This is a genomic window from Listeria sp. ILCC797 (genome assembly GCF_900186185.1).
GTDB lineage: Bacteria > Bacillota > Bacilli > Lactobacillales > Listeriaceae > Listeria > Listeria goaensis.
This window is the reverse complement of record NZ_FYBS01000008.1, coordinates 106,552-130,081: the sequence shown is the minus strand read 5'-3', so window position 1 is coordinate 130,081 and position 23,530 is coordinate 106,552. Positions and strand designations below refer to the sequence as shown.

The 23,530-nt window shown below is 37.4% G+C and carries 18 protein-coding genes; all 18 read left to right on the top strand.

Features of this window, described 5'->3' with window-relative positions; genetic code table 11:
• The first annotated feature begins 60 nt into the window (after nt 1–60).
• The 18 genes from BN1609_RS09690 (at nt 61) to BN1609_RS09605 (ending at nt 23,457) form a co-directional block, all read left to right on the top strand.
• Nucleotides 61–570 carry a dihydrofolate reductase family protein gene (locus tag BN1609_RS09690; RefSeq protein ID WP_088840806.1) on the top strand — a complete coding sequence of 170 codons (510 nt, stop codon included), beginning with the start codon at nt 61–63 and terminating at the stop codon, nt 568–570.
• A gap of 330 nt (nt 571–900) precedes the next feature.
• Nucleotides 901–5,073, top strand: a complete 4,173-nt coding sequence (locus BN1609_RS09685; RefSeq protein ID WP_088840805.1) for an immunoglobulin-like domain-containing protein — start codon at nt 901–903, stop codon at nt 5,071–5,073.
• A 106-nt stretch (nt 5,074–5,179) separates the two neighbouring features.
• A complete protein-coding gene (locus tag BN1609_RS09680; protein ID WP_088840804.1) occupies nt 5,180–5,641 on the top strand; it encodes a DUF4352 domain-containing protein in 462 nt (153 codons plus the stop codon).
• A 15-nt stretch (nt 5,642–5,656) separates the two neighbouring features.
• Entirely contained in the window at nt 5,657–6,931 is a 1,275-nt protein-coding gene (locus BN1609_RS09675) for a nucleotide sugar dehydrogenase (RefSeq protein ID WP_088840803.1), read from the top strand.
• A 24-nt stretch (nt 6,932–6,955) separates the two neighbouring features.
• Nucleotides 6,956–8,146, top strand: a complete 1,191-nt coding sequence (locus BN1609_RS09670) for a glycosyltransferase family 4 protein (RefSeq protein WP_255377361.1) — start codon at nt 6,956–6,958, stop codon at nt 8,144–8,146.
• 2 nt (nt 8,147–8,148) lie between these two features.
• Nucleotides 8,149–9,405: a glycosyltransferase gene (locus tag BN1609_RS09665; protein WP_088840801.1), complete on the top strand. Its 1,257-nt coding sequence runs from the start codon at nt 8,149–8,151 to the stop codon at nt 9,403–9,405.
• A complete protein-coding gene (locus BN1609_RS09660) occupies nt 9,380–9,868 on the top strand; it encodes a hypothetical protein (RefSeq protein WP_088815938.1) in 489 nt (162 codons plus the stop codon). Before BN1609_RS09665 ends, BN1609_RS09660 begins: the two co-directional genes overlap by 26 nt.
• Nucleotides 9,829–12,000, top strand: a complete 2,172-nt coding sequence (locus BN1609_RS09655; RefSeq protein WP_088840800.1) for a glycosyltransferase — start codon at nt 9,829–9,831, stop codon at nt 11,998–12,000. The genes BN1609_RS09660 and BN1609_RS09655 overlap by 40 nt, the downstream gene beginning before the upstream one ends.
• Before the next feature lie 10 nt (nt 12,001–12,010).
• A complete protein-coding gene (locus BN1609_RS09650) occupies nt 12,011–14,152 on the top strand; it encodes a glycosyltransferase (RefSeq protein WP_088840799.1) in 2,142 nt (713 codons plus the stop codon).
• Between the two features lie 10 nt (nt 14,153–14,162).
• Nucleotides 14,163–14,492: a hypothetical protein gene (locus BN1609_RS09645; RefSeq protein ID WP_088840798.1), complete on the top strand. Its 330-nt coding sequence runs from the start codon at nt 14,163–14,165 to the stop codon at nt 14,490–14,492.
• A 14-nt stretch (nt 14,493–14,506) separates the two neighbouring features.
• A complete protein-coding gene (locus tag BN1609_RS09640) occupies nt 14,507–15,304 on the top strand; it encodes a hypothetical protein (RefSeq protein ID WP_088840797.1) in 798 nt (265 codons plus the stop codon).
• A 19-nt stretch (nt 15,305–15,323) separates the two neighbouring features.
• A complete protein-coding gene (locus BN1609_RS09635; protein WP_088815933.1) occupies nt 15,324–16,382 on the top strand; it encodes a hypothetical protein in 1,059 nt (352 codons plus the stop codon).
• Nucleotides 16,379–17,188 carry an ABC transporter permease gene (locus BN1609_RS09630; protein WP_088815932.1) on the top strand — a complete coding sequence of 270 codons (810 nt, stop codon included), beginning with the start codon at nt 16,379–16,381 and terminating at the stop codon, nt 17,186–17,188. The genes BN1609_RS09635 and BN1609_RS09630 overlap by 4 nt, the downstream gene beginning before the upstream one ends.
• A gap of 15 nt (nt 17,189–17,203) precedes the next feature.
• Nucleotides 17,204–18,157: an ABC transporter ATP-binding protein gene (locus BN1609_RS09625; RefSeq protein ID WP_088815931.1), complete on the top strand. Its 954-nt coding sequence runs from the start codon at nt 17,204–17,206 to the stop codon at nt 18,155–18,157.
• A gap of 993 nt (nt 18,158–19,150) precedes the next feature.
• The gene (locus BN1609_RS09620) at nt 19,151–20,911 is read left to right on the top strand and encodes an ABC transporter ATP-binding protein (RefSeq protein WP_088815930.1); all 1,761 of its coding nucleotides are present in this window, start codon (nt 19,151–19,153) and stop codon (nt 20,909–20,911) included.
• Nucleotides 20,908–21,576, top strand: a complete 669-nt coding sequence (locus tag BN1609_RS09615) for an efflux RND transporter periplasmic adaptor subunit (RefSeq protein ID WP_088840796.1) — start codon at nt 20,908–20,910, stop codon at nt 21,574–21,576. Before BN1609_RS09620 ends, BN1609_RS09615 begins: the two co-directional genes overlap by 4 nt.
• Before the next feature lie 58 nt (nt 21,577–21,634).
• A complete protein-coding gene (locus tag BN1609_RS09610; RefSeq protein ID WP_179946581.1) occupies nt 21,635–22,276 on the top strand; it encodes an ABC transporter ATP-binding protein in 642 nt (213 codons plus the stop codon).
• Nucleotides 22,270–23,457 carry an ABC transporter permease gene (locus BN1609_RS09605; RefSeq protein WP_088840795.1) on the top strand — a complete coding sequence of 396 codons (1,188 nt, stop codon included), beginning with the start codon at nt 22,270–22,272 and terminating at the stop codon, nt 23,455–23,457. The genes BN1609_RS09610 and BN1609_RS09605 overlap by 7 nt, the downstream gene beginning before the upstream one ends.
• The last annotated feature ends 73 nt before the right edge of the window (nt 23,458–23,530 follow it).

Here is a 23,530-nt window from a genome sequence, read left to right as displayed (position 1 = left end):
GAGTACGCGCACACCCTTTTAACTGGATTAGAAGGGCCTTTTGCGCGAAAGGAGAATTGAATGAGCATTTATTTCTACGGCTGTGTTTCGCTTGACGGATACTTGGCAGATGCAAACAATCGCCTAGACTGGCTGCATCAAACGGGTGCTCCGGAGGAAACCAATTACGCCGAGTTTTATAGCCAAATGGACATGATGATTATGGGGAAAAAGACATACGATGAAATTGTGGGTATTGCAGGCATTGAATCGCTTTATGCGCCAACGCAAAATTACGTTTTTACCCATGAAAAAGAACTTGCTCTAAAAAGTTTTCAGCAAGTTGAGGGTAATGTGGTAGATTTTGTGCGGCGACTTCCGGTGGATAAAAACGTTTGGGTTGTCGGTGGAAACAGCATTTTGGCCCCGCTTTTGAATGAGAATATGGTGGATAAATTGTACGTCCAAGTGGCGCCTGTTTTGCTTGGGAAAGGAATCCCATTATTTACGCAAGATGAAGATGTGAAGCGCTTTAAATTAACTGGTGTTGCTCAATATGGACAATTTGCTGAAATGATATTTGAAAAGTAATAATTAAATGAGCACTGCTTGCAAAAATCCCGTAATACGATTTTTGTAAGCAGTTTTTTTGTGGAAAATATTCACAATTATGCGATTCCATAACCCTTTTTTTGAAATTTGTCAATGTTTTTTTTTGAATGAAAGGGTCGTAAAAAAAGTAATTCCTCATAAATAGTATACAGACTTACTTAGGTGTTCCTTGCTATACTGTTTTATAAATCCTAACTTCTTTAAATGGGAAGTTAATTTAGGGGAGTGAGTATCATGGAAATTTAAAATATTCATAATTCTGAAAGATATATCACGACTTATTTTATTAGTTCAAAAAGGAGATATGGCATGAAAAAAATATTATCATCACTAGTTGTTGCAATGCTAGTTTTATTAACATTATCAAATGCGCTTTTACCTGTAACGGCAAAAGCGGAAACAGGGGTAACGCTTGAAGTAAGTACTGAAAAGGAACTTAGGGATGCGTTAAATAACGACTTAGTTAGCAAAGTTATACTACAAAATGATTTGGTACTAAATGATTATACAAATTATGTCATTAAACATGATGTGACAATCGAAGGGGCTAATCATAAAGTAACGCTTAATAATAGCAGTTTTGCGAGTGATTTATCGAGCGCCGCAAGCGTTATTTTCTCAAATATCAATTTTTCGTCAAATTCACAAACCATTTTCAAAACAAGCGTTGTAAATTATGCTGTTACACTTGAAAATGTCACTTTGAATGGTGGCGCAGCTATTTCTAATACGAATGGTGTCACCTATATAAAAGGAAACAATACATTTACAACTTCAGGAACAACTGATGTTTTTAATGTAAAAAACCTTATTTTTGACTCTACTTCAACAACAACAATCAAAAATACAGGAGATGCAAATGCTGTTCAAGTATACTCCTCCGGTAACGTACAGTTAGGTGCAGGTGCTAAATTATCTATTGATACAATGGGGATCGGTATATATTTAAATGGTCCACAACAGACATTTACAGTTGGTGATTCGTCAGAACTTGATGTTGTGAGTAGGTATGCAAGCATTAAAGGTGTAGAAGCAACTGTTAACATCGGTGCTTCTAGTAAAGTGAAATTAAATTATCAAAAAGCAGTAATGTCATCAGATTCGCGAATTTATGTCAATCAATTAACGATGACAAAAAGTACCTCATTTGAAGCTATTTCTGCGCCGATAAGCTTATATGCTGTCCAAATTTCGCCAGCAGGGAAATTGACAATGGATAGTGTCGCTTATTTTGATTTTAGAAATGAAAACTCCACTGGTTTAGCGCTTTACATGGAGGGTAACGGTGGCGTATTCTCGACTACCAATCAAAATATTGCTGCTTGGGAAAAAGGAACTGACATTCTCGGCACGCCAAAATATACGTGGAGAAATTTAACATCTATAACAGATCTTTATGGAAATGTTAGCAATGTTTCCATCACAAATGTACCAGCGTATAAAACAGAATTTAAAAATCAAAATTTTGAAAGACTTTCAAACGGATCCATCACAAATGATAAACCTGTAATTAATGCGAATGATCAAACATTAAAAGTAGGCGATACATTTGATCCAATCGCTGGTGTAACAGCAACAGACACAGAAGATGGCGACTTAACAAGTGCAATTGAAGTAACAGCGAACAATGTCGATACAACAAAAGCAGGGACGTATCAAGTTACGTACAAAGTAACAGATAGTGACGGCAATGAAACGACTAAAACAATTACAGTGACTGTAGGTACGAATGATAAACCTGTGATTAATGCAGCAGATAAAACACTAAAAGTAGGCGATGCATTTGATCCGAAAACTGGTGTAACGGCAACAGACACAGAAGATGGCGACTTAACAAGTGCAATTGAAGTAACAGCGAATGATGTCGATACAGCAAAAACAGGTACGTATCATGTGAGTTATAAAGTAACAGATAGCGATGGCAATGAAGCAACTAAAACGATTACAGTCACAGTTGCAACGAATGATATCCCAGTCATCACGGCAGCGGATAAAACGCTAAAAGTAGGCGATGCATTTGATCCGAAAACTGGTGTGACAGCGAGCGACACAGAAGATGGCGACTTAACAAGTGCAATTGAAATTACTGCGAACAATGTTGATACAACAAAAGCAGGCACTTATCAAGTTACGTACAAAGTAACAGATAGCGACGGCAATGAAGCAACTAAAACGATTACGGTTACAGTCACAACAAATGATATCCCAGTCATCACAGCAGCGGATAAAACGCTAAAGGTAGGCGATGCATTTGATCCGAAAACTGGTGTAACAGCGAGCGACACAGAAGATGGTGACTTAACAAGTGCAATTGAAGTGGCAGCGAACAATGTCGATACAACAAAAGCAGGCACTTATCAAGTTACGTACAAAGTAACAGATAGCGATGGCAATGAAGCAACTAAAACGATTACGGTCACAGTTGAAAAAGTGACCGAAGGAACTATCCTAGCCAATGATTATACTATTGGTACGAGTAACTATGTGGAAGGAACTTATACAGGAGATGTAGCAAAAATTAAATTAATCGTAAATGGTGAAGAAAAGCAAACCATTGCGGTAACAGGTAATGCATATCGATACTATGCGAATGATAAAATCGCAAGCGTAGACGATGAAGTATACGCAGTCGCACTTGATGCAGATGGTAAAGAATTAGACCGCGTAAAAGTTAATATCCTGAAACCAACTGAAGGCACAATTACAGCGAAAGATTACACAATTGGCACGAGCAATTATGTGGAAGGTACTTATACGGGCGATGTAGCAAAAGTAAAACTAATTGTAAATGGTGAAGAAAAACAAACGATTACGGTAACTGGAAACGCATATCGTTATTACGCAAAAGACAAGATTTTAAATGCGGGTGATGAAGTATATGCAGTTGCACTCGATGCAAGCGGCAAAGAACTAGATCGTACAAAAGTCAATATTAAAGAGCCAACTTCCGGAACGATTACAGCAAAAGACTATTTATTAGGTACTAATAGTTATGTGGAAGGAACTTATACAGGCGACGTAGCAAAAATTAAATTAATCGTAAATAGTGAAGAAAAACAAGCTATCACGGTAACTGGAAATACGTATAAATACTATGCGAAAAATTTAATTACAAGCGTAACAGATGTCGTGTATGTAGTCGCACTTGATGCAAATGGCAAAGAGTTAGACCGTGCACTTGTTAATGTTAGGGAAGAGGCAACTGCTGGGGAAATTACAGCAAAAGATTTTGTAAAAGGTACTGAAAACTATGTAAGTGGAACATACACAGGAGACATTACTAAAATTAGTATCACTGTTAATGGGCAAGAATATACAAGAATACCTGTTTCAGGTGGCACTTTCAATTACTATGCGAATGATAAAATTTTAAAAGTAAGTGATCAAGTTATTGTTAAAGGCTATGACGACAAAGGTAATTTACTAGACAGTAAAGCAATTACTGTTAAATCAGCAGCCGATACGACTGGAGAAATTTTATTAGACTCATATAAATTGGGGTCTGAAACGTATATTACAGGAACATACACAGGAGACATCGTGAAAATCCGTGTAACAAAAGGAGATCAAACTTATTCAACAATTCCTGCGATAGGCGGCGTACTAAAATATTACGCAAAGAATATTGTAACTTCAGCGACGGACGTAGTAATGGTTGAAGGATTGAATTCGGAAGGTAAAGTAGTTAGCACTAAGCAATTGAATATTTACACAACAGACGGGACAATTACAGCGAATTCATTTCAGCTTGGTACAGATATCCGTGTTACAGGAACATATACTGGGGACGTGAAACGTGTAGCTTTAGAGGTTAACGGTGTAGTTCAAAAAGCTATTCCAGTTGCTGACAATAAATATGAGTATTATGCGAAAAATCTAATCACAAGTTCAAATGATACGGTATATGCGATTGCTTATGATTCTCTAGGTAAAGAATTAAATCGTGTACCAGTGAGTGTTGCAGATAAACCACCTGTGACTGGAAGCATTGCACTCGAAGAATTTAAAGTCGGCAAAGATAAATATGTAGAAGGTACGTATACTGGTGATGTTAGTCGAGTTGAACTGGTTGTTAATGGAGTAGTACAATCGAGAATCCCAGCAACAGGAAATGTCATCAAATATTATGCTGCTACATTAATAAATAGTGTAGATGATGAAGTCAAAATGATAGGATATGCAGCTGATGGTACGCAAGTTGCTGAGGTGGATCTTGTTCTAGGAGAAGTAACAGGAACAATCACAGCAAATAGCTATAAAATTACAGGTGACTACTTAGAGGGCACGTACACTGGCGAAGTTACTCGTGTTTCTGTAGAAGTTAATGGAACAGAACTGCAAACGATTCCTGTTGCAGCTGACAATACGTATAAATATTATCTTAAAGGAAAAGTAACAAGCTTGACTGACGAGGTAAAAGTATATGGGAAAGACGACTTAGGAAATATATTGTCGGAAGATGATGTTCAGTTAACAGAATAAAAATTAAATGTAAGTAATGTATTCGAACGTCTGAGTAAAAAAAGGCGTTCGAATACAATTGCTTATAAAAGATGCTTTGATTAGTAAAGCAAGGAGCGATTTTTAAATGAAGAAGGGTTTGAGAGGAACGTTAGTGCTTTTGGCAATTGCTACCGTAATAATTTCGGCGGCTTGTAGCAATGATTCGACTAAAGAAAAAAAGACATCAGAAAATAAAAATTATGTTTCAAAAACAGTGAACAATATGAACATGAAAATTAATTCGATCGATACGACAGAAAACGCTAAAGGCAATCAAAATATGGTGGAAATCAATATGCTTATTACGAATAAAGATTCTGGGGAAGTGAGCATTGGCGCTGGGGATTTTGAAATTAGAACAGACGATAAGACGTATACCGTATATCCAAAAGGCAATAATTTTGGGGATGTCATTGCTCAAGGGAAAAAATTGACCGGTAGCGCCTTCTTTGAGTTGCCGAAATCGGTTAAAAAAGCTGAACTTGTTTATGTTCAAAATAAAAAAGAAGCGGCAAATTGGGATATTGAAATTCCAAGCGCCAAATAATATGGAGGCGAGCTTGTGGAAATAACAGTTTTAGGATTAGGCTACATTGGATTGCCAACTGCAATTATGTTTGCCAACCATAATCAAAAAGTTTTAGGCATTGATGTTAATCCGAAAGTGGTTAATATGTTACAAAAAGGGCAGGTGCATATTGAGGAGCCAGGGTTACAAGGAGCACTTAATCAAGCGATGGAACAGGGGAATTTTCGTGTCGGGACGTGCGCGGAAGCATCAGATGTTTTTATTATCGCTGTGCCTACCCCAAATAACGATGATTTGCTAAAATCATGCAATTTAGACTACGTTTTATCCGCGGTGGAGATGACTTTACCTTGTTTGAAAAAAGGAAATACGGTGATTGTCGAATCAACTATTGCGCCGCGCACGATGGAAGACCATGTCAAACCTGTGATTGAAAATGCGGGATTTACAGTCGGGGAAGATATTTTTCTTGTCCATTGTCCAGAACGTGTACTTCCAGGGCAGGTGATTCATGAGCTGGTGTATAACAATCGCATTATTGGCGGTATGACAGAAGACTGTACATCTAAAGGAAAGGAAATTTATAGTGTTTTTGTAAAAGGAGAATTGCTTGAGACGAGTGCATCCGCTGCGGAAATGTCTAAATTGATGGAAAACACATATCGTGATGTTAATATTGCGCTTGCAAATGAACTCGTTAAAGTGTGTGACCATATTAATATTGATGCGCTTGAAGTCATTAAGCTTGCGAATAAACATCCACGTGTGAATTTGCACTCCCCAGGACCTGGTGTTGGCGGCCATTGTTTAGCAGTTGACCCGTACTTTATTGCGGCGGAAGCGCCAGATGAATCGCTACTCATTCAAACTGCAAGAGGAATCAATACTTCTATGCCAGAATTTGTAATTGAAAAAGTAAAGCTTGCTTTGGAAGGCAAAATAAATCCTAAAATTACTGTGATGGGTCTTACGTATAAAGGTGATATTGATGATATTCGTGAGAGTCCAGCAGTCGAAATTTATAAAAAACTAGTGGCTAGTTCAGGCTACCGCGTTACCGCGTATGAACCGCATATTGAAGCGGATTTTATTGAGCCGAGTTTGGATGTGGCATTAGAAGACGCAGACTTGGTGCTAGTTTTAGCTGATCATAGTACATTTAAGAACTTAGGGGATGCAGATTTTTCCAAAACGAATCAAGCGATTGTCATGGATACTAAAAATATTTTAGAGCTTTATAAAAATGAAAAGAACTATTTTAATTTAGGAAATCTTTTTGAATTAAAAAATCATTTGGCGAGGGTCTAAAAACTTTAGGGGAAAAAGCTTATTATGAAAAAAATATTGGTCATTACCCAAAATTTCCCTCCAGAAATCGGAAGTGCGGCTAATCGAATGAGAGGGATTTGTCATTATTTAAATGATGTAGCGAACGTAACGGTTTGGACAACTGAACCACATTACCCACAAAAAGAACTCTACAAGCAAAAAGATTTTTGGCAAGACGCCCCAAAAGGTTTGAAAATCGAACGTATTCAAACGAAGAGCAAGAGGTTCGAAAAAAACTTTTTCCGTCGGTTGTTGCTTTATGTGGAAGTTCTATTTCGTTTTTACAAAATGATTTTAGCTGAAAAAAACACGTATGATGCGGTTTTTGTCACGTCTCCCCCGCTTTCGATACCGCTGATTGGGCTTTTGGCCAAACGAAAATTTAAGGCGAAATTTGTCGTTGATATTCGCGATTTATGGCCAGAAACTTTAAGTGCTTTAAAAGGAATTTCCCCAAAAATTATACGTTATTTAAATTACCGAGTGGAGAGGCTTATTTACTGGAAAGCCGATAAGTTAATTGTGAACAGCGAAGGGTTTACGGAATACATTCAAAAAATTATTAAAGACAAGGAAAAAATCCATTTTCTTCCAAACGGACTTACAAGCTCTGAACTTGCGCTAGTTCCCACTTTTTCAAGGCTAGAAAAGATAACAGTTGTTTACACTGGAAATATGGGGATTGCTCAAGATATAGAGAGTTTGTTTCGCTTAGCGGAGGACTTTCAAGAAAATAGGAACGTGCGCTTTTTGTTAATTGGTTATGGAAAGCATTACACAGAAATTCGGCAAAAAGTTTTAGATAAAGGCTTGGAAAATATTGTGATTAAACCGCCAGAGTCAAGGCGTAAAGTGTGGGAAAGGTTGCAAAATGCAGATATTGCTTATATTGGATTAAAGGAACATCCGATTTTTGAAACCGTCATACCGGGTAAGCTGATTGACTATATGGGTGCATCTTTGCCAATTATTGGCATTACATCTGGATATTCGAAAAAAATTATTGAAAAAGCAGAAGCGGGACTTGTTTTTAACAAAAATGATTATGCGAATATGAAAAATAACCTCACACAGCTTATTGAAGATGCGCATCTGCGCCAATATTACGGGCGAAATGGCAATGAATACGCACAACAAAATTTCAATTGGCAAGTAAATAAAAATTTATTGTATAAAATAATTTTTGAGGATTAGCGATGAAAAAAAGAGTGACGATGTTTGTTTGGAATGAATTTACAAATGATGCAAGAGTACTAAGAGAATGTACCGCGCTACAAGACGCCGGCTATTTCGTTTGCCTGATCGCCTTAAAAGGAAGCCAGCCAGCAATTGAAAAGCACTCAGAAAATTTCTGCATTCGGCGCATAAAATACGAACTGACATTTTTGCATAAAATTTGGATATATTTAGCTACGTTATGCATCGCGTATGTAGCCCCACCAATTGGGATTTTATTGTTGTTATTTTGTGTCCTCTTATTTGAAACAAAAGCTCGATTTTTAGTGCGGAAACTGGTTTTGATACTAAAAATGACAGTTTTAGGTTTCGCGCTTCAAACGGATATTTATCATGCCAATGATTTGAATACACTATTTCAAGGCGTTTTTTGTGCGAAAGTTAAGCGGAAGAAACTCATTTTTGATTCGCATGAAGTAAATACAAGTCGTTCTGGCTACGATTCTAAAATTTATCACATCATCGAAAAATGGTTGATACACTTCCCAGACTGTGTAATTCATGAAAATGAGACGCGGGCAAAATATATTCGACGCATTTACGGATTTACACCAGAAGTGATTTATAATTACCCTTTTTTTGAAGAAAATCGAGACAAAGTGGCGCTTCATGAGCGGCTTCAAATACCAGAAAACGAACCGCTACTGCTTTATCAAGGTGGTTTGCAAATTGGACGTGGCTTAGAAAATTTATTAGCGGCTGCCCCGTACATCGAACGTGGAACAATCGTTTTTATTGGCGACGGGAAGCTGAAATATAAACTAATGGAGATTACAAAGCAACAAGGTTTAACAAATCGGGTGAAATTTTTAGACAAAGTGCCCGTACAAGAGCTACCAAGTTATACGCGAAATGCGTATGTAGGCTTTCAACTGTTAAATAATACTTGCTTTAATCACTTTTCAGCGGCTTCCAATAAGCTTTTTGAATATATGATGGCTGGGGTTCCAGTTATTGCATGTTCGTTTCCAGAAATGAAAAAAGTTATTAGGCGAGAAAAAATAGGTATTCTTGTCGATTCTAAAAATCCAGTTTCTATTGCAGCAGCTGTCAATGATGTACTGAGAAATCCGAATTTGCAGCATGAGATGAGCGAAAATGCATTAGCGGCTAGGAAGCGTTACAACTGGGACAATGAAAAAGTAAAATTTTTGGCGCTTTATCAGAAAATATGTGAGGGTGAGGGAGAAGATGGGCAAAAAGAGCGAAATAAATGAGTCGTTAACTGGACTAGAGCAAGCGACGCATATTCATGAAGAGATTTCGCTTAGGTCAGAAAATCAGCATTTGGTAAATAAAATTCAAGCGAAAAACGAACAACTAAAACGACTTCAAGCAGAAAACCAGCAATTACTAGAAGAATTAGACATGTTCAGAAAGAAAGTCAATCAAGAAATGAATTTTAGTGAAGAATGGAAAGAAAAACAGGCGGAACTAAGCGATTATAAACGCAAAACTTTTGAACTGCTCGAACAGCAAAAAAATGGGATTATAACTTTAAAAACGGAAGTTCAAGCAGTCATTAAGGAACGAGACGACGCGAAATCAGCGCTTTTAAAAAAAGAAAAATTGCTACAAGATTTAACAGTGAAGCATTATAAAATGATGAACACAAAAACAATGAAATGGACTGGGAAATATTGGAATTTACGAAAGAAGATTCAATTGAAAAGCAAATAGAAGATGTGTATCAAGCAATCAATCATTTTCAAACAACAATTATCGGAGATATTCAGCCGAAACTCATTACAGATAAACATTTCCGCGATGCTACAAACTGGTGGTATGTTGAAAAAGAAGGACTTCACGCCTACATGTTTGAAGATGATCTCTGCTTTGCAAACGGCGATGACCGCGCAAATTATACTTCATTTATGGAAAACAATGTAGCTTTTTCAAGGTTTCCAACGCATCTCATTCGAGTTTTACCAGGCGAAACGTTAGCAATTCAAATAGACGCTGAAATTTCACAAGGATTATCAGTAAAGCTGGCAGTCGCTGAATATAACGATACCGAAAAAGAAATCACAACATTAATACCAATCGAGAAGGAGCAGTTTTTGACAGTGGGAAAAAATACGAAATATCTTCGCTTTGCACTCAAAATCACTGGAAAAGGCATTGTTCGGATAAAAAAAGCGGTTGTGGAGAGAGTTTTTGAAAAGAAACAAGAAAAAATAGTTATCACAAACCCAATTGAACAAGCACAAACACTGCATGACATAAAAGTTGCCTGCATTATCGACGAGTTTACAATGTCAAATTTTCAAGAAGAAGTAGAATTAATTACCTTTACACCTGACAACTGGGAAAAAGTGCTTAATGAGCATACGCCGCATTTCTTGTTTGTGGAATCTGCTTGGCACGGTAATGGTGGCGCTTGGGAATATCAAGTCGGAAAATACGCCAATGTAAGTCGTGAAACGCTATTTGATTTACTAAAGTGGTGCCGAAAAAGGGATATTCCAACCATATTTTGGAACAAGGAAGACCCGATTCACTTTGACAAATTTATCGATACCGCGAAACGATTTGATTATATTTATACGACAGACGAGAACAAAATACCGGCATATAAAAAGCAAGCGAAGCATGAGCGAGTTTTTGCGTTACCTTTCGCGGCACAACCGAAAAAGCATAACCCAATCCAACTGGCTACTCCTCGGGAAAACAAAATTTGTTTCGCAGGTTCTTACTACGCAAACCGCCATCCTGAAAGGCGCCAAGTTATGGATGAAATGTTAGCGTTTAGTCAGGAATTTGGATTAGCCATTTATGACCGGAATTTTGACCGACCAGAACCAGAATTTCGTTTTCCAGACAAATTTAGAAAAGATGTTTTAGGCAGTTTGAAATATGAAGAAATTGATAAAGCCTATAAAGGATACCGTTTTATGCTCAATGTAAACAGTGTGACTCATTCGCCGACCATGTTTTCACGCCGCGTGTTTGAAGGTTTGGCATCCGGAACACCAATTTTAAGCAGTTACTCAGAAGGTATTCAGCAGCTTTTTGGAAATATTGTGATGATTTCTGAGGAGCCAAACCAATTGCGCGCCCAGATGCGTGCCGTCACTAAAGACAAACGCGCCTACTACAAAAAATCACTGCAAGGAATTCGCGAAATTTATGAAAAACACACCTATCAACACCGCTTAAACTTTCTTTTGGAAAATATGGGAATTCATTTACCAGTTTTAACAAAATCAGTGTGCGTTATGGCCACAGTCAAATCGGAAGAAGAAATAAAAGCCGTTATAGACACATTTGAAAGGCAAAGTTATCCAAATAAGAAGCTTGCTTTATTTGTTTACAGTGTTGAAGATTTTCCGGATATCAATGCGATTTTAAATCACTATCAAACCGAAATTATATCTTGTTATTTATTCCCTTACATGGAAAATTATACGGATTTTGAAAAATTATTTGCTACGGATTTTATGACCTATTTTGCGCATAATCATTTTTACGGCAGACATTATTTAAAAGATCTCATGCTTGCTTCGCTTTACACGGATGCGGATTTCATTGGGAAAGCTTCATTTTACCGGGCGAATAATAAGCAGCTAGAAATTTATCAGGAAAACGCCGACTATATTTTTGTCCATGAGCTACTTCCATCCCGCACTATTGTGCGCACAAATTACCATTTTCGTAAAAATATGAAAAGTTTACTTGAAAGTTTTATTCAAGATGAGAATTTAGAAAGTTACGCTCGTTTCGGGGCGAAAATGTTTAGCGCGGATTGCTTTAACTTTGTGGAAAAAGGGGCGAATGAGAAAGCGCTGTTGCTTAATCAGGTAGAAATATAGGAGGCTTTAAATGAGTCAGTTACGCATTTTGTTATATGGAGATATTGATTTAAATTTTATGGACGGTTCGGCAGTTTGGTTAACTTCAATGGCGCGCATGCTCGCTTTAAGTCCGAATATAAAGGTAGACTTACTTTTAAAAGCGAAAGAACAAAATTCACATTTAACGAGCGCGCTAAAGAAGACGCAAAACATTTATTTGATTCAACCTTTTAAAAATAAGAGTCTGCCGACAACGAATTCGCGGCTTTCAACCAGGGAAGCCGTTCAAATTATGAAGCAACTTCATAAGGAAAACCAGTATGATTTAGTCATTGTTCGAGGTTTCAATTTGGTGCGCGAAATTATGGAGCATGATGTCTTCCAATCGATTACCGTGCCTTATCTCACCGATTTTAAACATGATGAACGGTCTACTAAAGAAGAACGCGCGGACTTGTTGCGAGTCTACGAGCATTTTGATTTTCTTTTTTTACAGACGAAAGAAACGAAGGAGGCTTTCAAAAGGCTAATTCAAGTTGATGGGAACAAAATTCAGCTTTTATATCCGATGATTCCTGATTTTGAAACGATTCCTAGTTTTGAGAACAAACATTTTAGGCTTATTTACAGTGGTAAGTTTCATGAGGATTGGCATACGGAAGAAATTATTTCGGTGACAAAAAAATTAGCTGAGCGAGATAAACGAATTCATACACAAGTTGTAGGCGATAAATTTCAAGACCGTCTTAGAGAGCGGGAAAACCAACTTAGAATAAAAAAAGATTTGCAAGAGGTGCCGGCAATCGACTGGGTTGGTGCCGTTTCTAGGGAAGAGTGTCAACGCCTAATCGGAGAAGCGGACATTGGCATCGCTTGGAGAAGTGCCGCGCTTGATAATGATGATAGCGTAGAGTTATCGAGCAAGTTGCTTGAATACGGGCGACTCGGAAAGCCAGCACTAGTGAGGCGCACTAAAATGCACGAAGATTTGCTCGGACGTGATTACCCACTTTTTGTTGAAACGGAAGTGGACGTCATTGAAAAAACCAGAGCTGCTTTACGTGACGAAGCACTTTACGCGAAAGCTGCTGCGCAAATTTATAATGCGAGCAAGGCGTTCACCTTTAAAGCAGCCTACAACCGCTTGCGCAGCTTCATTTGGTCATTCAAAAAGGCGCCCACAAAAATAGTGTTCGCAGGCCATGACTTGAAATTTGCTACAATGTTCATCGATTCTTTTAAAGAGAACCCTGCTTTTGAAGTAAAACTAGATGTATTTTCTTCGCATGAAAAGCATGATGAAAAACATAGCCAAGCATGCCTTGAATGGGCCGATATTGTTTTTTGTGAGTGGGGACTAGGAAACCTCGTCTGGTATGCCGAACATAAAAAAGAACATCAGACGCTAATTGCCCGCCTTCATTTCCAAGAAAAAGATTTGAAGTTTCTCCATCTTGTTGACAGTTCAAAAGTGGACCAATTTATCGTCATCACACCTTATATGCTTGAAGAATTTCATGCGATTTTTCAAATTCCACGCCATAAAATGAGCTACATTGATAATTTAATTGATGCTGACAAACTAGATTTACCTAAACAGCCGAATAGTAAATTTCAGCTCGGTATATGCGGGATTTTACCAGCGCGAAAAAGGGTGGACTTGGCGATTGACCTTTTTGAAGCGCTATGGCAAACAGATAAGCGCTATAAATTATTTATTAAAAGCAAGCGGCCTGACGAAGTGCCATGGCTGATGGCGCGCGAGAAAGAGCGGGAATACTATACCTCGGTGCTAAACCGAATTGAGCAAGCTACGTGGCGTGAAAATGTCATTTTTGATCCGCACGGAAATGATATCCCAGAATGGCTTCAGAAAATTGGCTATTTGCTTTCGCCAAGTGATTATGAAGGCTCACACGTTTCAGTTTCTGAGGCGATGGCAAGTGGCGCTATACCTGTGATTCGTAATTGGAAGGGCGCTGACACGGTTTACCCAAGCCGTTATATTGTTTCGTCTAAAGCGGAAGCAGTGGCGGCTGTTCAAAAAGGAGAATGGCAAGCTACTGATGTAGAAAAAAGAAAGCAATTCGCACGACAAAAATTTGATTGTAAAGCAATTATTCAACAAATCGAAACACTATGTATAGAAATGGTTCAAAAACCGATTTAAGGAGACAAATATGAAAAAAAGGATGAGGAAAAAAGTGGAAAAGCAAGCTGACTTCATACAAAAAGTAGAAGTGTTCTTAATTGGCAACAGTTTACAAACAAAATGCCATATAAAAACGAAAGAGCAACATCCCCCTTATAAATTTGCTTTTTATGTGTACAAAAAAGGTCGTTTAGAAGCCGTCGCTAAGTCGCAGTATACGAAATTTGATACAAATCAAGTTCAGTTAACCGAGGGCGGCGAATATTTTGTCAAAGTGTTTGTTAAGAACGATGAAACGAATGAAGTTACAACAAAAATAAGCCAACCAGTTCAAAAAACACTAATTGTAGATATTTAAAAGGGGCGCTTAAAATGCTACACGGAAAACACTTTCAAAATGGGAGCGATACACTTGTGATTGTCTTTCAAAACGCAGGGAAGCCATTAAATGATGCTATTCCAGCGATTTTTAATCAAGAAATAAACCAGAAACAAGTTGCGCTCATGCATGAACGTTACACGTGGATTAAATTTGCTGAACGTGTGAAGGCGGCGGATTATTTGTTCATAAAAGACCACTTTTCGAGTGTATACGGCTGGTATTTAATTGATTCTGGTAAATTTATTCACGAAAAGCTAAACGTGGAACTTACTAAATTTATCCAAAAATATCGTTATAAAAGAGTAATTGCGTTTGGTTCGAGTAAAGGCGGGACTGGTGCGCTGCTCTATGGCTTATTGAATCCACTGGTCACGGATGTTTTTTCGCTCGTGCCCCAAATCCACGTGGCGGACTATATTAATATTCTTTGCCCGACAGAGAAAAGCCTATTTTTTGCGGATAATACGATTTTTGAGGAGCAAGTCAACGAGGTATTTTATTCAGCGCCACTTTATGCCGAAATTTCACCAACAACGCTTTATTTTTATACGGGGCTAGAAGATATTCAGTTTTCCGCACTTTTAACTTATCGCCATTTTTTACAAGAAAAAGGCATTAAGAGCCAACTTTTTTTAAATAGGAGTAACGAACGGCATACACGGCTTGTTAATCAATATACCCCGTTTATTTTTGGTGTTTTAGAAGATATGATTTACCGTGAGACGAAAAGAACAAGTGAGCATGCTGTTCAAATTGGAGTGGACAGCTACATTTTGAAGGCGGATTAGAAAGGTGGGTGCTTGAAAATTGGAAATTAAGATGAGCGAACTGAAGTATGAGCAGGACGAGCTGCGATTGACATTCAAAATGAAGAAGCGAGAATTAGGAAAAAATTATGAGTATGCCTATTACATTTATCAAGACGGCCAAGTCATTGAACGGATTTGGTACGCGGATTTTGAGCAACAAGAGCAGCTCACATTTAAACCGATATATAGCGGCGGCTATCAAGTTCGTTTATTTATTCGGGAAAACGAGACGGTTATTTTTAATCAATTATCGAACATTTTATGGATTGATACGCTGCATAAGAAGCAAATTGAAACCACGCTAGCGGCGGAAAAAGTGTTCTTTAGCGACCACCCTGTTAAATATCTTTTTCAAGCTGGCAATAATGATGCGCACTACTTAGTACTTTCTTTTTCAGGACTCTATTCCACCGAGTTTCAAGGCGGGCCGCCCGTCTATAATCACATGCGCACACTTAAACCAGTCGCAGCACATAAATTATTTATTTTAGATTCCTATCAAAATCAATTTTGCTATTATGTCGGTTTTGGCGGCGAACAACAATTTGAACGGAGCGTCATAGCGCTCATTATGATGGTTGCTAACAAGTACGGCATACCGGCTGAAAATATTATTGCGACAGGCTCAAGTAAAGGCGGCGCCGCAGCGCTTTATTATAGCTTCAAATACCATTTCGGCAAGGCGATAATTGGTGCCCCGCAAGTCTATATCGCGAAATATTTGGAGCAGCGTGCGACTTCTGCATCTATGCAGGAACGGTTTAACCGTTTCCTCGGGCAAGACCCATTTTTTGGCAAACGTTTTTGGAATGGGCTAATTTTAAATCAAGCGCTTAAACAGCAATCGTTTCCCGAACTTCACTTCCATGTAGGAAAAGGCGATTTTCATTACTCCAAACACCTTCAGCCACTACTTAAACGGCTAGATGAGAAATCGGTTCCGTATAAGCTCGACCTCGGAGAGTACGAGAAACACAGCGATACCGGCATTTATTTCACGCCATTTTTGCTCAGGAAAGTTCAGGAAATCGTCATGAGGGAAGAGGAAAAACATTGAAATCTTTATTATCCTGGGGAAAAATTCAAGTTTCAAATTTAGACAAAGTCATTCTGATTGCCCGCTTTGACCAGAAAGCGACCCACCAAAATCACGTTTTCGGACTTCTTTGGGAATTTTTAAGTCCAGCCATTCAAATTATTATCTACTACCTAGTTTTTGGGATTCGTTTAAATGGTCAAACCGTCATACATTCAGATATTCCTTATATTTATTGGATGCTGACGGGGCTTATTCCGTGGTTTTACATAAGCTCAAGTATTGTTTCTGGTGCAGGATCGATTACACGAAATTTAAATTTAATTGCTAAAACGCATTTTCCGGTCGAAATTTTGCCAACAATTGCAGTTGTAAAAGGTTTAAATGGCTTTTTTGTCATGCAAAGTCTGTTTTTAGTTTTATTCATTAGCCAAGGTTTCTTGCCAACGCTTGAATGGCTCCAGCTCATTTATTATTTTCCTTGCATGTTGTTGTTTTTACTTGCGCTTTCCGTATTAACATCAGCAGTTACGGTCATTTTTCGCGATTTACAACTTTTTATTACGTCTGCTATGCGCTTATTATTTTTCATTTCAGGAGCAGTGGTCAATGTAGCCGCGCACCCAGACTCACTTTTTACCAAAATATTAACGTTGAATCCATTTGTTTACATTATCGAAGGTTTTCGCGATGCACTTCTTTCAAGAGGCTGGTTTTTTGATGAGCCTTTTCGGGCGGTGTACTTTTTTTCATTCGTACTCATTATTCTGCTGACGGGAATTTATATCACAAACAAATACCGAGCCAATTTTGTCGAGTACATGTAACAGAAGGAGGACGCCATGCGCAAGAGAAGAAAAACAAGAACTAAACGCTATCACTACCACTTTCCGCCAGATATTGCGGTTCAAGTTGACAATGTCTCCAAGCTATTTTCGTTAGACCAAAAAAAATGGTACCACTTCTCACTCCCGTTTTCCAAAAAAGAGGAAGTTTCCTATTTTCAAGCTTTAGAAAAAATCTCTTTTGAAATTAAAAAGGGAGAGTGCATAGGGCTAATTGGATTAAATGGATCTGGGAAATCAACATTAGCGAGCCTTATAGCCGGCCATTTAGCGCCAACAAATGGAACCATCAGACGAAACGGGGCTGTTTCCCTTTTAGCCATCAATTCTGGACTAAAACCCAATTTAACTGGCATTGAAAACATTCAATTAAAGTTGCTTTTGATGGATTTTAAGCAAGCTGAAATTAAAAAACGAATGCGGCAAATTACCGAGTTTGCCGAGCTGCACGATTTTATTCACCGTCCGTTAAAACAATATTCAAGTGGCATGCGTGCCAAACTAGGTTTCGCTATCGCCATTCAAACGAATCCTGAAATACTAATCATTGATGAGGCGCTCTCAGTTGGAGACCAAACGTTTTACCAAAAGTGTCTTAAAGAAATTGACCGCTTTAAAGAGGACGGTAAAACCATTTTTTTCGTGAGCCATGCAATCAGTCAAGTAAAGGAAATTTCGGACCGAGTGGCGTGGCTCCATTATGGTCAATTGAAAATGTTTGGAGAAAGCGAAGAAACCTGTTTAGAATACAGCAAATTTATTCATCATTTCAATAAAAAAACGCAATCTGAACGTCAAAAAGAGCAGCAAACAATGATGGCAGAGCAAAAGCGGAATATGAAACGGAAAAATGATGTTCAAGCGAATACTAAAATCTGGCACCGCATTGCAACTTTCACCATACTATTTATCATCTTAATTGGAAGTGCATGGAAAATTGTAACGGGATAAATGCCAATCTGCTTTTAAGTGAGTTTATTATAAGTTAAAGCGATAGAACCAAACTGGTTTTATCGCTTTTTTTAGCTCTTAAAGAAGCAAATAGAAAATTGGGGATAAGGGGACAAAAAATGTGAAAGTTTTCATAAAATCTTTACAGTATTTTAGTGGGATTTTTTCTACAATTGTAGAGGTAATGGAAAGGAGGGGGAAAAATGGCGAGTATTTGGGAATGGCTTACTAGCACGAAGCTTTTTGAAAATGGAGAGCTTAACTGGTCTGTACTTAAGGAATTATTCAATTTTCTTTTTTAAAGGAATTGAAACTTTGTTAAAGGAGGTGTAAGGACATGCAATTTTTTCTAGATCTTATTAAAGCTATTCAACAATTTAAAGTGGATGTTTTAAATTATATTGATAGTTTGTTCCAATAGTACAAAACAAGTACAATGTCAAGCGTTTTTTTTGGTTTTTGTATCTGTAAAACGTAAAATTGTTCACTTTCCTTCTACAGATTTACAGTACACAACAGTATAGAATGTTAATGTACAGGAGGTGAGCACGTATGCTTTGGTTACAAATGTTACAAGAAGTTTTAGCATATTTGAAAAAATTTGCTGATATGAATGCATAATTAAAAAAAAGGAAAAATTTTAAGGAGGTGAAAAAACATGGGATTCATTCAAGGATTTGTTGCTTGGGTTGGTTTAGCCGTTATGGGCATTAAATATGCTGTCGAAGGCATCTGGAATATTTTAGTATAATTTTAGCGGAGAGATAAGTGCAAATTGTGTACTTATCTCTTTCATTAATCAAAAGGGAGAAATGATATGTTATCGTTTTTTATTGCTTGGCTTGGTCTAGGAGTTGCAGGAATTAAAGAAACTCTAATTGCGTTAATCAACATTTTACTATAATTCTTACTAGAAATTGCACTTTTAAATATTAAACTCGAAGAAACTGTATACAAATTAATTTGTATACAGTTCTTTATCAGGGAGGAAAAATGAAGAGTCAAGAAAGTCATTACAGCTGGAAAAAATTTGGAAGTTTAATTTCACAAAAGACGGTTTCTAAGCCGCTGTTCGCTACTGCGATTGTTTTCTCTGTAATCTCAACAATTGTTTCGCTATTTGTACCACTTTTTGCTAAAAATTTTATTGATGGTTTCATGGGTAAAGATTTCGATTATAATATTGTTTTTTACTTACTTATTTTATTTGCTGTACAAGTAGTTTTAAGTGGTTTTGCGATTTATATGCTAAATTTAATCGGCTTGAAATTAGTTCTTGCGATACGAGATAAATTATGGAACAAAATTCTTTATTTACCCATTCGTTTTTTTGATAATACAAACTCTGGTGAATTTGTTAGTCGAATGATTAACGATACAGGGCTAATTAAGTCGCTTGTGTCCGACCAGTTTCCACAAATTATTAACGGCACAATTACGTTAGCCGGTACAATAACAATCTTACTTGTTATGGATGCAAAATTAACAGTTATTTTATTTATTGCTATCCCAGTTCTCATTTTGTTTGTAGCACCTTTAGGGAAGAAACTATTCGTTATTTCAAAAGGATTGCAAAAAGAGACGGCAGCATTCAGTTCGAAAATTTCGCAGGTTGTGGGCAATGTTCGTCTAGTGAAAGCAACGACTTCTGAAAATTTGGAAGTTAAAAATGGACATAATGACCTTATGAAACTATTTCATTTTGGGAATCGAGAAGCCAAAATTAATGCGATTATTAGTCCGATAACCGTGTTTGTCGTTATGGGAATTTTAATCGGTATTATTATTTATGGTGGTATTCGTGTCAATGCTGGAACACTAACGATTGGGACATTGATCGCCTTTTTAATATATGTTTTTCAACTTTTATCTCCAATTACTTCATTCGTGACATTTTTCTCTCAACTTCAAAAAGCAAAAGGGGCTACGGAGCGAATTTATGAGATTTTAAATGAAACGTCGGAAAACTTGACGATAGGAGACAGTGTTTCATTTTCTAATAAAAGCATCTCAGCTAAAAATTTATCATTCTCTTATGACGATGAAAATAAAGTGATTGACGATGTTTCTTTTGAAAGTAACCCGGGCGAAATGATTGCATTTGTTGGCCCAAGTGGCGCTGGTAAATCGACTATTTTTTCACTGCTTGAACGATTTTATCATCCGACTGAAGGCAATATTTTTATAGGTGAACATTCAATGAAGCACATTTCATTAGAATCTTGGCGTTCACAGTTTAGCTATGTTTTACAAGATAACTTATTGCTATCTGGTACGATTCGGGAAAATTTAGTTTATGGCTTAAAACATCAAGTAACAGATGGAGATTTGTGGCAGGCGCTTGAACTTGCTTACGCAGACAGTTTTGTTGATGCGTTGCCTAAAAAATTAGATGCTGAGGTCGGCGAAAATGGCGTGAAACTTTCAGGCGGGCAAAAGCAACGTATTACAATTGCAAGGGCATTTTTAAGTAAAGCACAAATTTTACTTTTAGATGAAGCTACCGCTAGCCTAGATGTGAGGACGGAGCAATATGTACAGAAATCATTACTGCAATTAATGAAGCGCAAAACGATTTTTGTTATTGCCCATCGCATTGATACAATTAAGCATTCCAATAAAATTATTTTTGTAGATAAAGGACGGGTAACTGGGCAGGGCACGCATGATGAGCTGATTAAAAGTCATGAGTTGTATGCTTCTTTTATTCAAACGCGCTTTATCAATGACGAAATAGATGAGGAGAAGGCATGAAAAAGAAATTATTTTGGACGCTTGGAATTATTGTTGTAATTATTATCGTCGTACTGGTAATAGGTGTTTATTTAAGCGGCAATAATTCAACCGATTTAGCCAAAAACAGTGATGTAACAACGAAAGTGAAAGAAAGTACGGTAGAAGTGAACGCAAACGGAACGGGTACGATTGTGCCGAAAAACGAACAATATCCGGATTATAACGATTTAGAGTTGAACCTGCAAATTGATGAGATGGATATTCCGCAAGTGAAAAAAGGACAAGAGGTGGAGATTGATGTTACGGCTTTTCCTGACGAAACTTATAACGGAACGGTCGAATCGATTTCTGAAAAAGGAAATGTAGAAAATAATGTGGCTGTGTTTACGGTGATGGTTACCTTGAAAGATACTACTAAGTTAAAGGCGGGGATGACGGTGTCGGGCTCGATTCTCGTGAACAAAAAAGAAAATGTGCTAAATATCCCGATTGAAGCGGTGCAAAAAAACAGTGCCGGAAAATATTATGTGTTAGTGCCGAAAAAAAATAAAGAAAACCAAACGAAAAAAGTGAAGCAAGTTATCGAAACTGGTATCCGTAATGATAATATCATTGAAGTTAGGAAAGGCTTGCAAAAAGGCGAAGAAATATTATTACCTTCAACGTCTTCAAATTCTGAGTAAGCAGAGGGGAGAAATTGTTGTGTTAATTGATTTAAAACATATTTCTAAGTCCTATCAAATGGGAAATGAAACTTTGCAAGTGTTAGATGATATTACTTTTAGTGTAAAAAGTGGTGAATTTTTGACGATCACGGGGCAATCGGGTTCCGGAAAGTCGACACTCCTTAATATTATCGGCTGTCTAGATTTACCGGATAGTGGTGATTATTATTTGTCAGGTGAAAAACTTTTAGGTATGTCTGATAACAAATTGGCGGCAGTACGAAATAAGCAACTCGGCTTTATTTTCCAGCAATTTAATTTGCTTACGAATTTATCTGTTTTGGAAAATGTCGAGCTTCCTTTAATTTACCGGGGAATTGGGCGTTCTGAACGGATAGAAAGAGCGAAGCATTATATTTCGCAAGTTGGCCTGGCAGATAAATTTCATCATTTGCCTAATCAATTGTCTGGCGGACAACAACAGCGGGTGGCGATTGCACGAGCTCTAGTAGGTTCACCAGCAATTTTACTTGCCGACGAGCCCACTGGTTCCTTAGACTCTAAAAACGGTTGGGAAGTATTAAAGATGCTACAAACAATTAATCAAGAAGGTCGGACAATTATTATGATTACCCATGATAAAGAAATTGCAGATGAAGGTACAAGAACTTTAAAAATGCAGGACGGCAAGCTCATACAGGAGGTAGACGTATGCTGATTTTTCAAAGCTTGCAGATGGCTTTAAAACAAATTTTTGCTAGAAAGATGCGTTCTTTTCTGACGATGTTAGGAATAATTATTGGCGTAGCTTCTATTATTTTACTTGTTTCTCTTGGGAAAAGTGTTAGTTACGGAGTGAATCAGCAACTAGGTGATTTAGGTTCGAACTTAATTACGGTTTATAATAACTCCACAAGTAAAACTAACCAACTTGATTTAGAAGATGTTTCATCGTATGAGCAAATTGATGGTGTTTCGCATATTTCACCTGAAATTGATGGCAGTGCTAATGTATTAACTGATCAGGGGGGGGAAGTATTTAGTGTTGTCGGGACAAACGAACAATTTCAGCAAGTTCATAGCGTTAAGCTCGCTGAAGGAAGATTCCTGTCTGCGGTAGATATAGATAATAGCCAAAAAATCGCAGTAATTGGTCATGATATTGCCTCTGAAATATTTGGATTCGCTAACCCAATTAATCAAACGATAAAAATAAATGGTTTTAATTATCGTGTAGTGGGCGTTACTGAGAAAAGTGGTGAATCTTTGCTAGGTTCAACTGACAAAAAGATTATTATTCCTATTTCATCGGCGGAACGGCTTCTTAAAACACAAACGATAAATACGATTTATTTACAAGCGAATTCGCCTGAAAAAGTTAATTTTGTCATTAGCATTTTAAAAAGTCGTTTAGCACTAAAATTTAAAGATGAAACTAAAAATAGTGATAGTCCTGTTTTCCAAATTGTGAATCAAAAAGAAATTTTAGATACGTTTAACACGATAAATACGCTACTTACTAATACGCTAGGTGCTATTGCTGCCATTTCACTTATTGTAGGTGGCATTGGGATTATGAATATTATGCTCGTTTCTGTCCAAGAGCGGACGAAGGAAATTGGGATTCGCAAGGCATTAGGTGCAAAGCGCAGTACAATTTTGAGTCAATTTTTGATTGAGTCTGCTGTGATTAGCGTGACAGGTGGACTTATTGGGATTCTGATTGGAATTTCTGGCGCACTATTATTTGGTGCTGTTGCAGAGGTGCCGTCTGGAATTAGTATGGGCGTCATTAGTTTTGCCTTTATTTTTGCGCTTGTTATAGGTGTTGTTTTCGGTATTTCGCCAGCAAATAAAGCTGCTAAATGTAAACCTGTTGAAGCGTTAGCATCTATGTGAATTTGGACAACTATAGAAAAATAAAACTCATGTTTAAAACAAATAAAGAAGCTGTAGTAATCAATTGTGAATA

Bases quoted from the DNA above. Each gene is read 5' to 3' on its own strand.
- BN1609_RS09660 (WP_088815938.1), top strand. From the start codon at position 9,380: ATGGGCAAAAAGAGCGAAATAAATGAGTCGTTAACTGGACTAGAGCAA.
- BN1609_RS09620 (WP_088815930.1), top strand. From the start codon at position 19,151: ATGAAGAGTCAAGAAAGTCATTACAGCTGGAAAAAATTTGGAAGTTTA.
- BN1609_RS09690 (WP_088840806.1), top strand. From the start codon at position 61: ATGAGCATTTATTTCTACGGCTGTGTTTCGCTTGACGGATACTTGGCA.
- BN1609_RS09615 (WP_088840796.1), top strand. From the start codon at position 20,908: ATGAAAAAGAAATTATTTTGGACGCTTGGAATTATTGTTGTAATTATT.
- BN1609_RS09685 (WP_088840805.1), top strand. From the start codon at position 901: ATGAAAAAAATATTATCATCACTAGTTGTTGCAATGCTAGTTTTATTA.
- BN1609_RS09680 (WP_088840804.1), top strand. From the start codon at position 5,180: ATGAAGAAGGGTTTGAGAGGAACGTTAGTGCTTTTGGCAATTGCTACC.
- BN1609_RS09605 (WP_088840795.1), top strand. From the start codon at position 22,270: ATGCTGATTTTTCAAAGCTTGCAGATGGCTTTAAAACAAATTTTTGCT.
- BN1609_RS09665 (WP_088840801.1), top strand. From the start codon at position 8,149: ATGAAAAAAAGAGTGACGATGTTTGTTTGGAATGAATTTACAAATGAT.
- BN1609_RS09625 (WP_088815931.1), top strand. From the start codon at position 17,204: ATGCGCAAGAGAAGAAAAACAAGAACTAAACGCTATCACTACCACTTT.
- BN1609_RS09640 (WP_088840797.1), top strand. From the start codon at position 14,507: ATGCTACACGGAAAACACTTTCAAAATGGGAGCGATACACTTGTGATT.
- BN1609_RS09610 (WP_179946581.1), top strand. From the start codon at position 21,635: ATGGGAAATGAAACTTTGCAAGTGTTAGATGATATTACTTTTAGTGTA.
- BN1609_RS09645 (WP_088840798.1), top strand. From the start codon at position 14,163: ATGAAAAAAAGGATGAGGAAAAAAGTGGAAAAGCAAGCTGACTTCATA.
- BN1609_RS09670 (WP_255377361.1), top strand. From the start codon at position 6,956: ATGAAAAAAATATTGGTCATTACCCAAAATTTCCCTCCAGAAATCGGA.
- BN1609_RS09650 (WP_088840799.1), top strand. From the start codon at position 12,011: ATGAGTCAGTTACGCATTTTGTTATATGGAGATATTGATTTAAATTTT.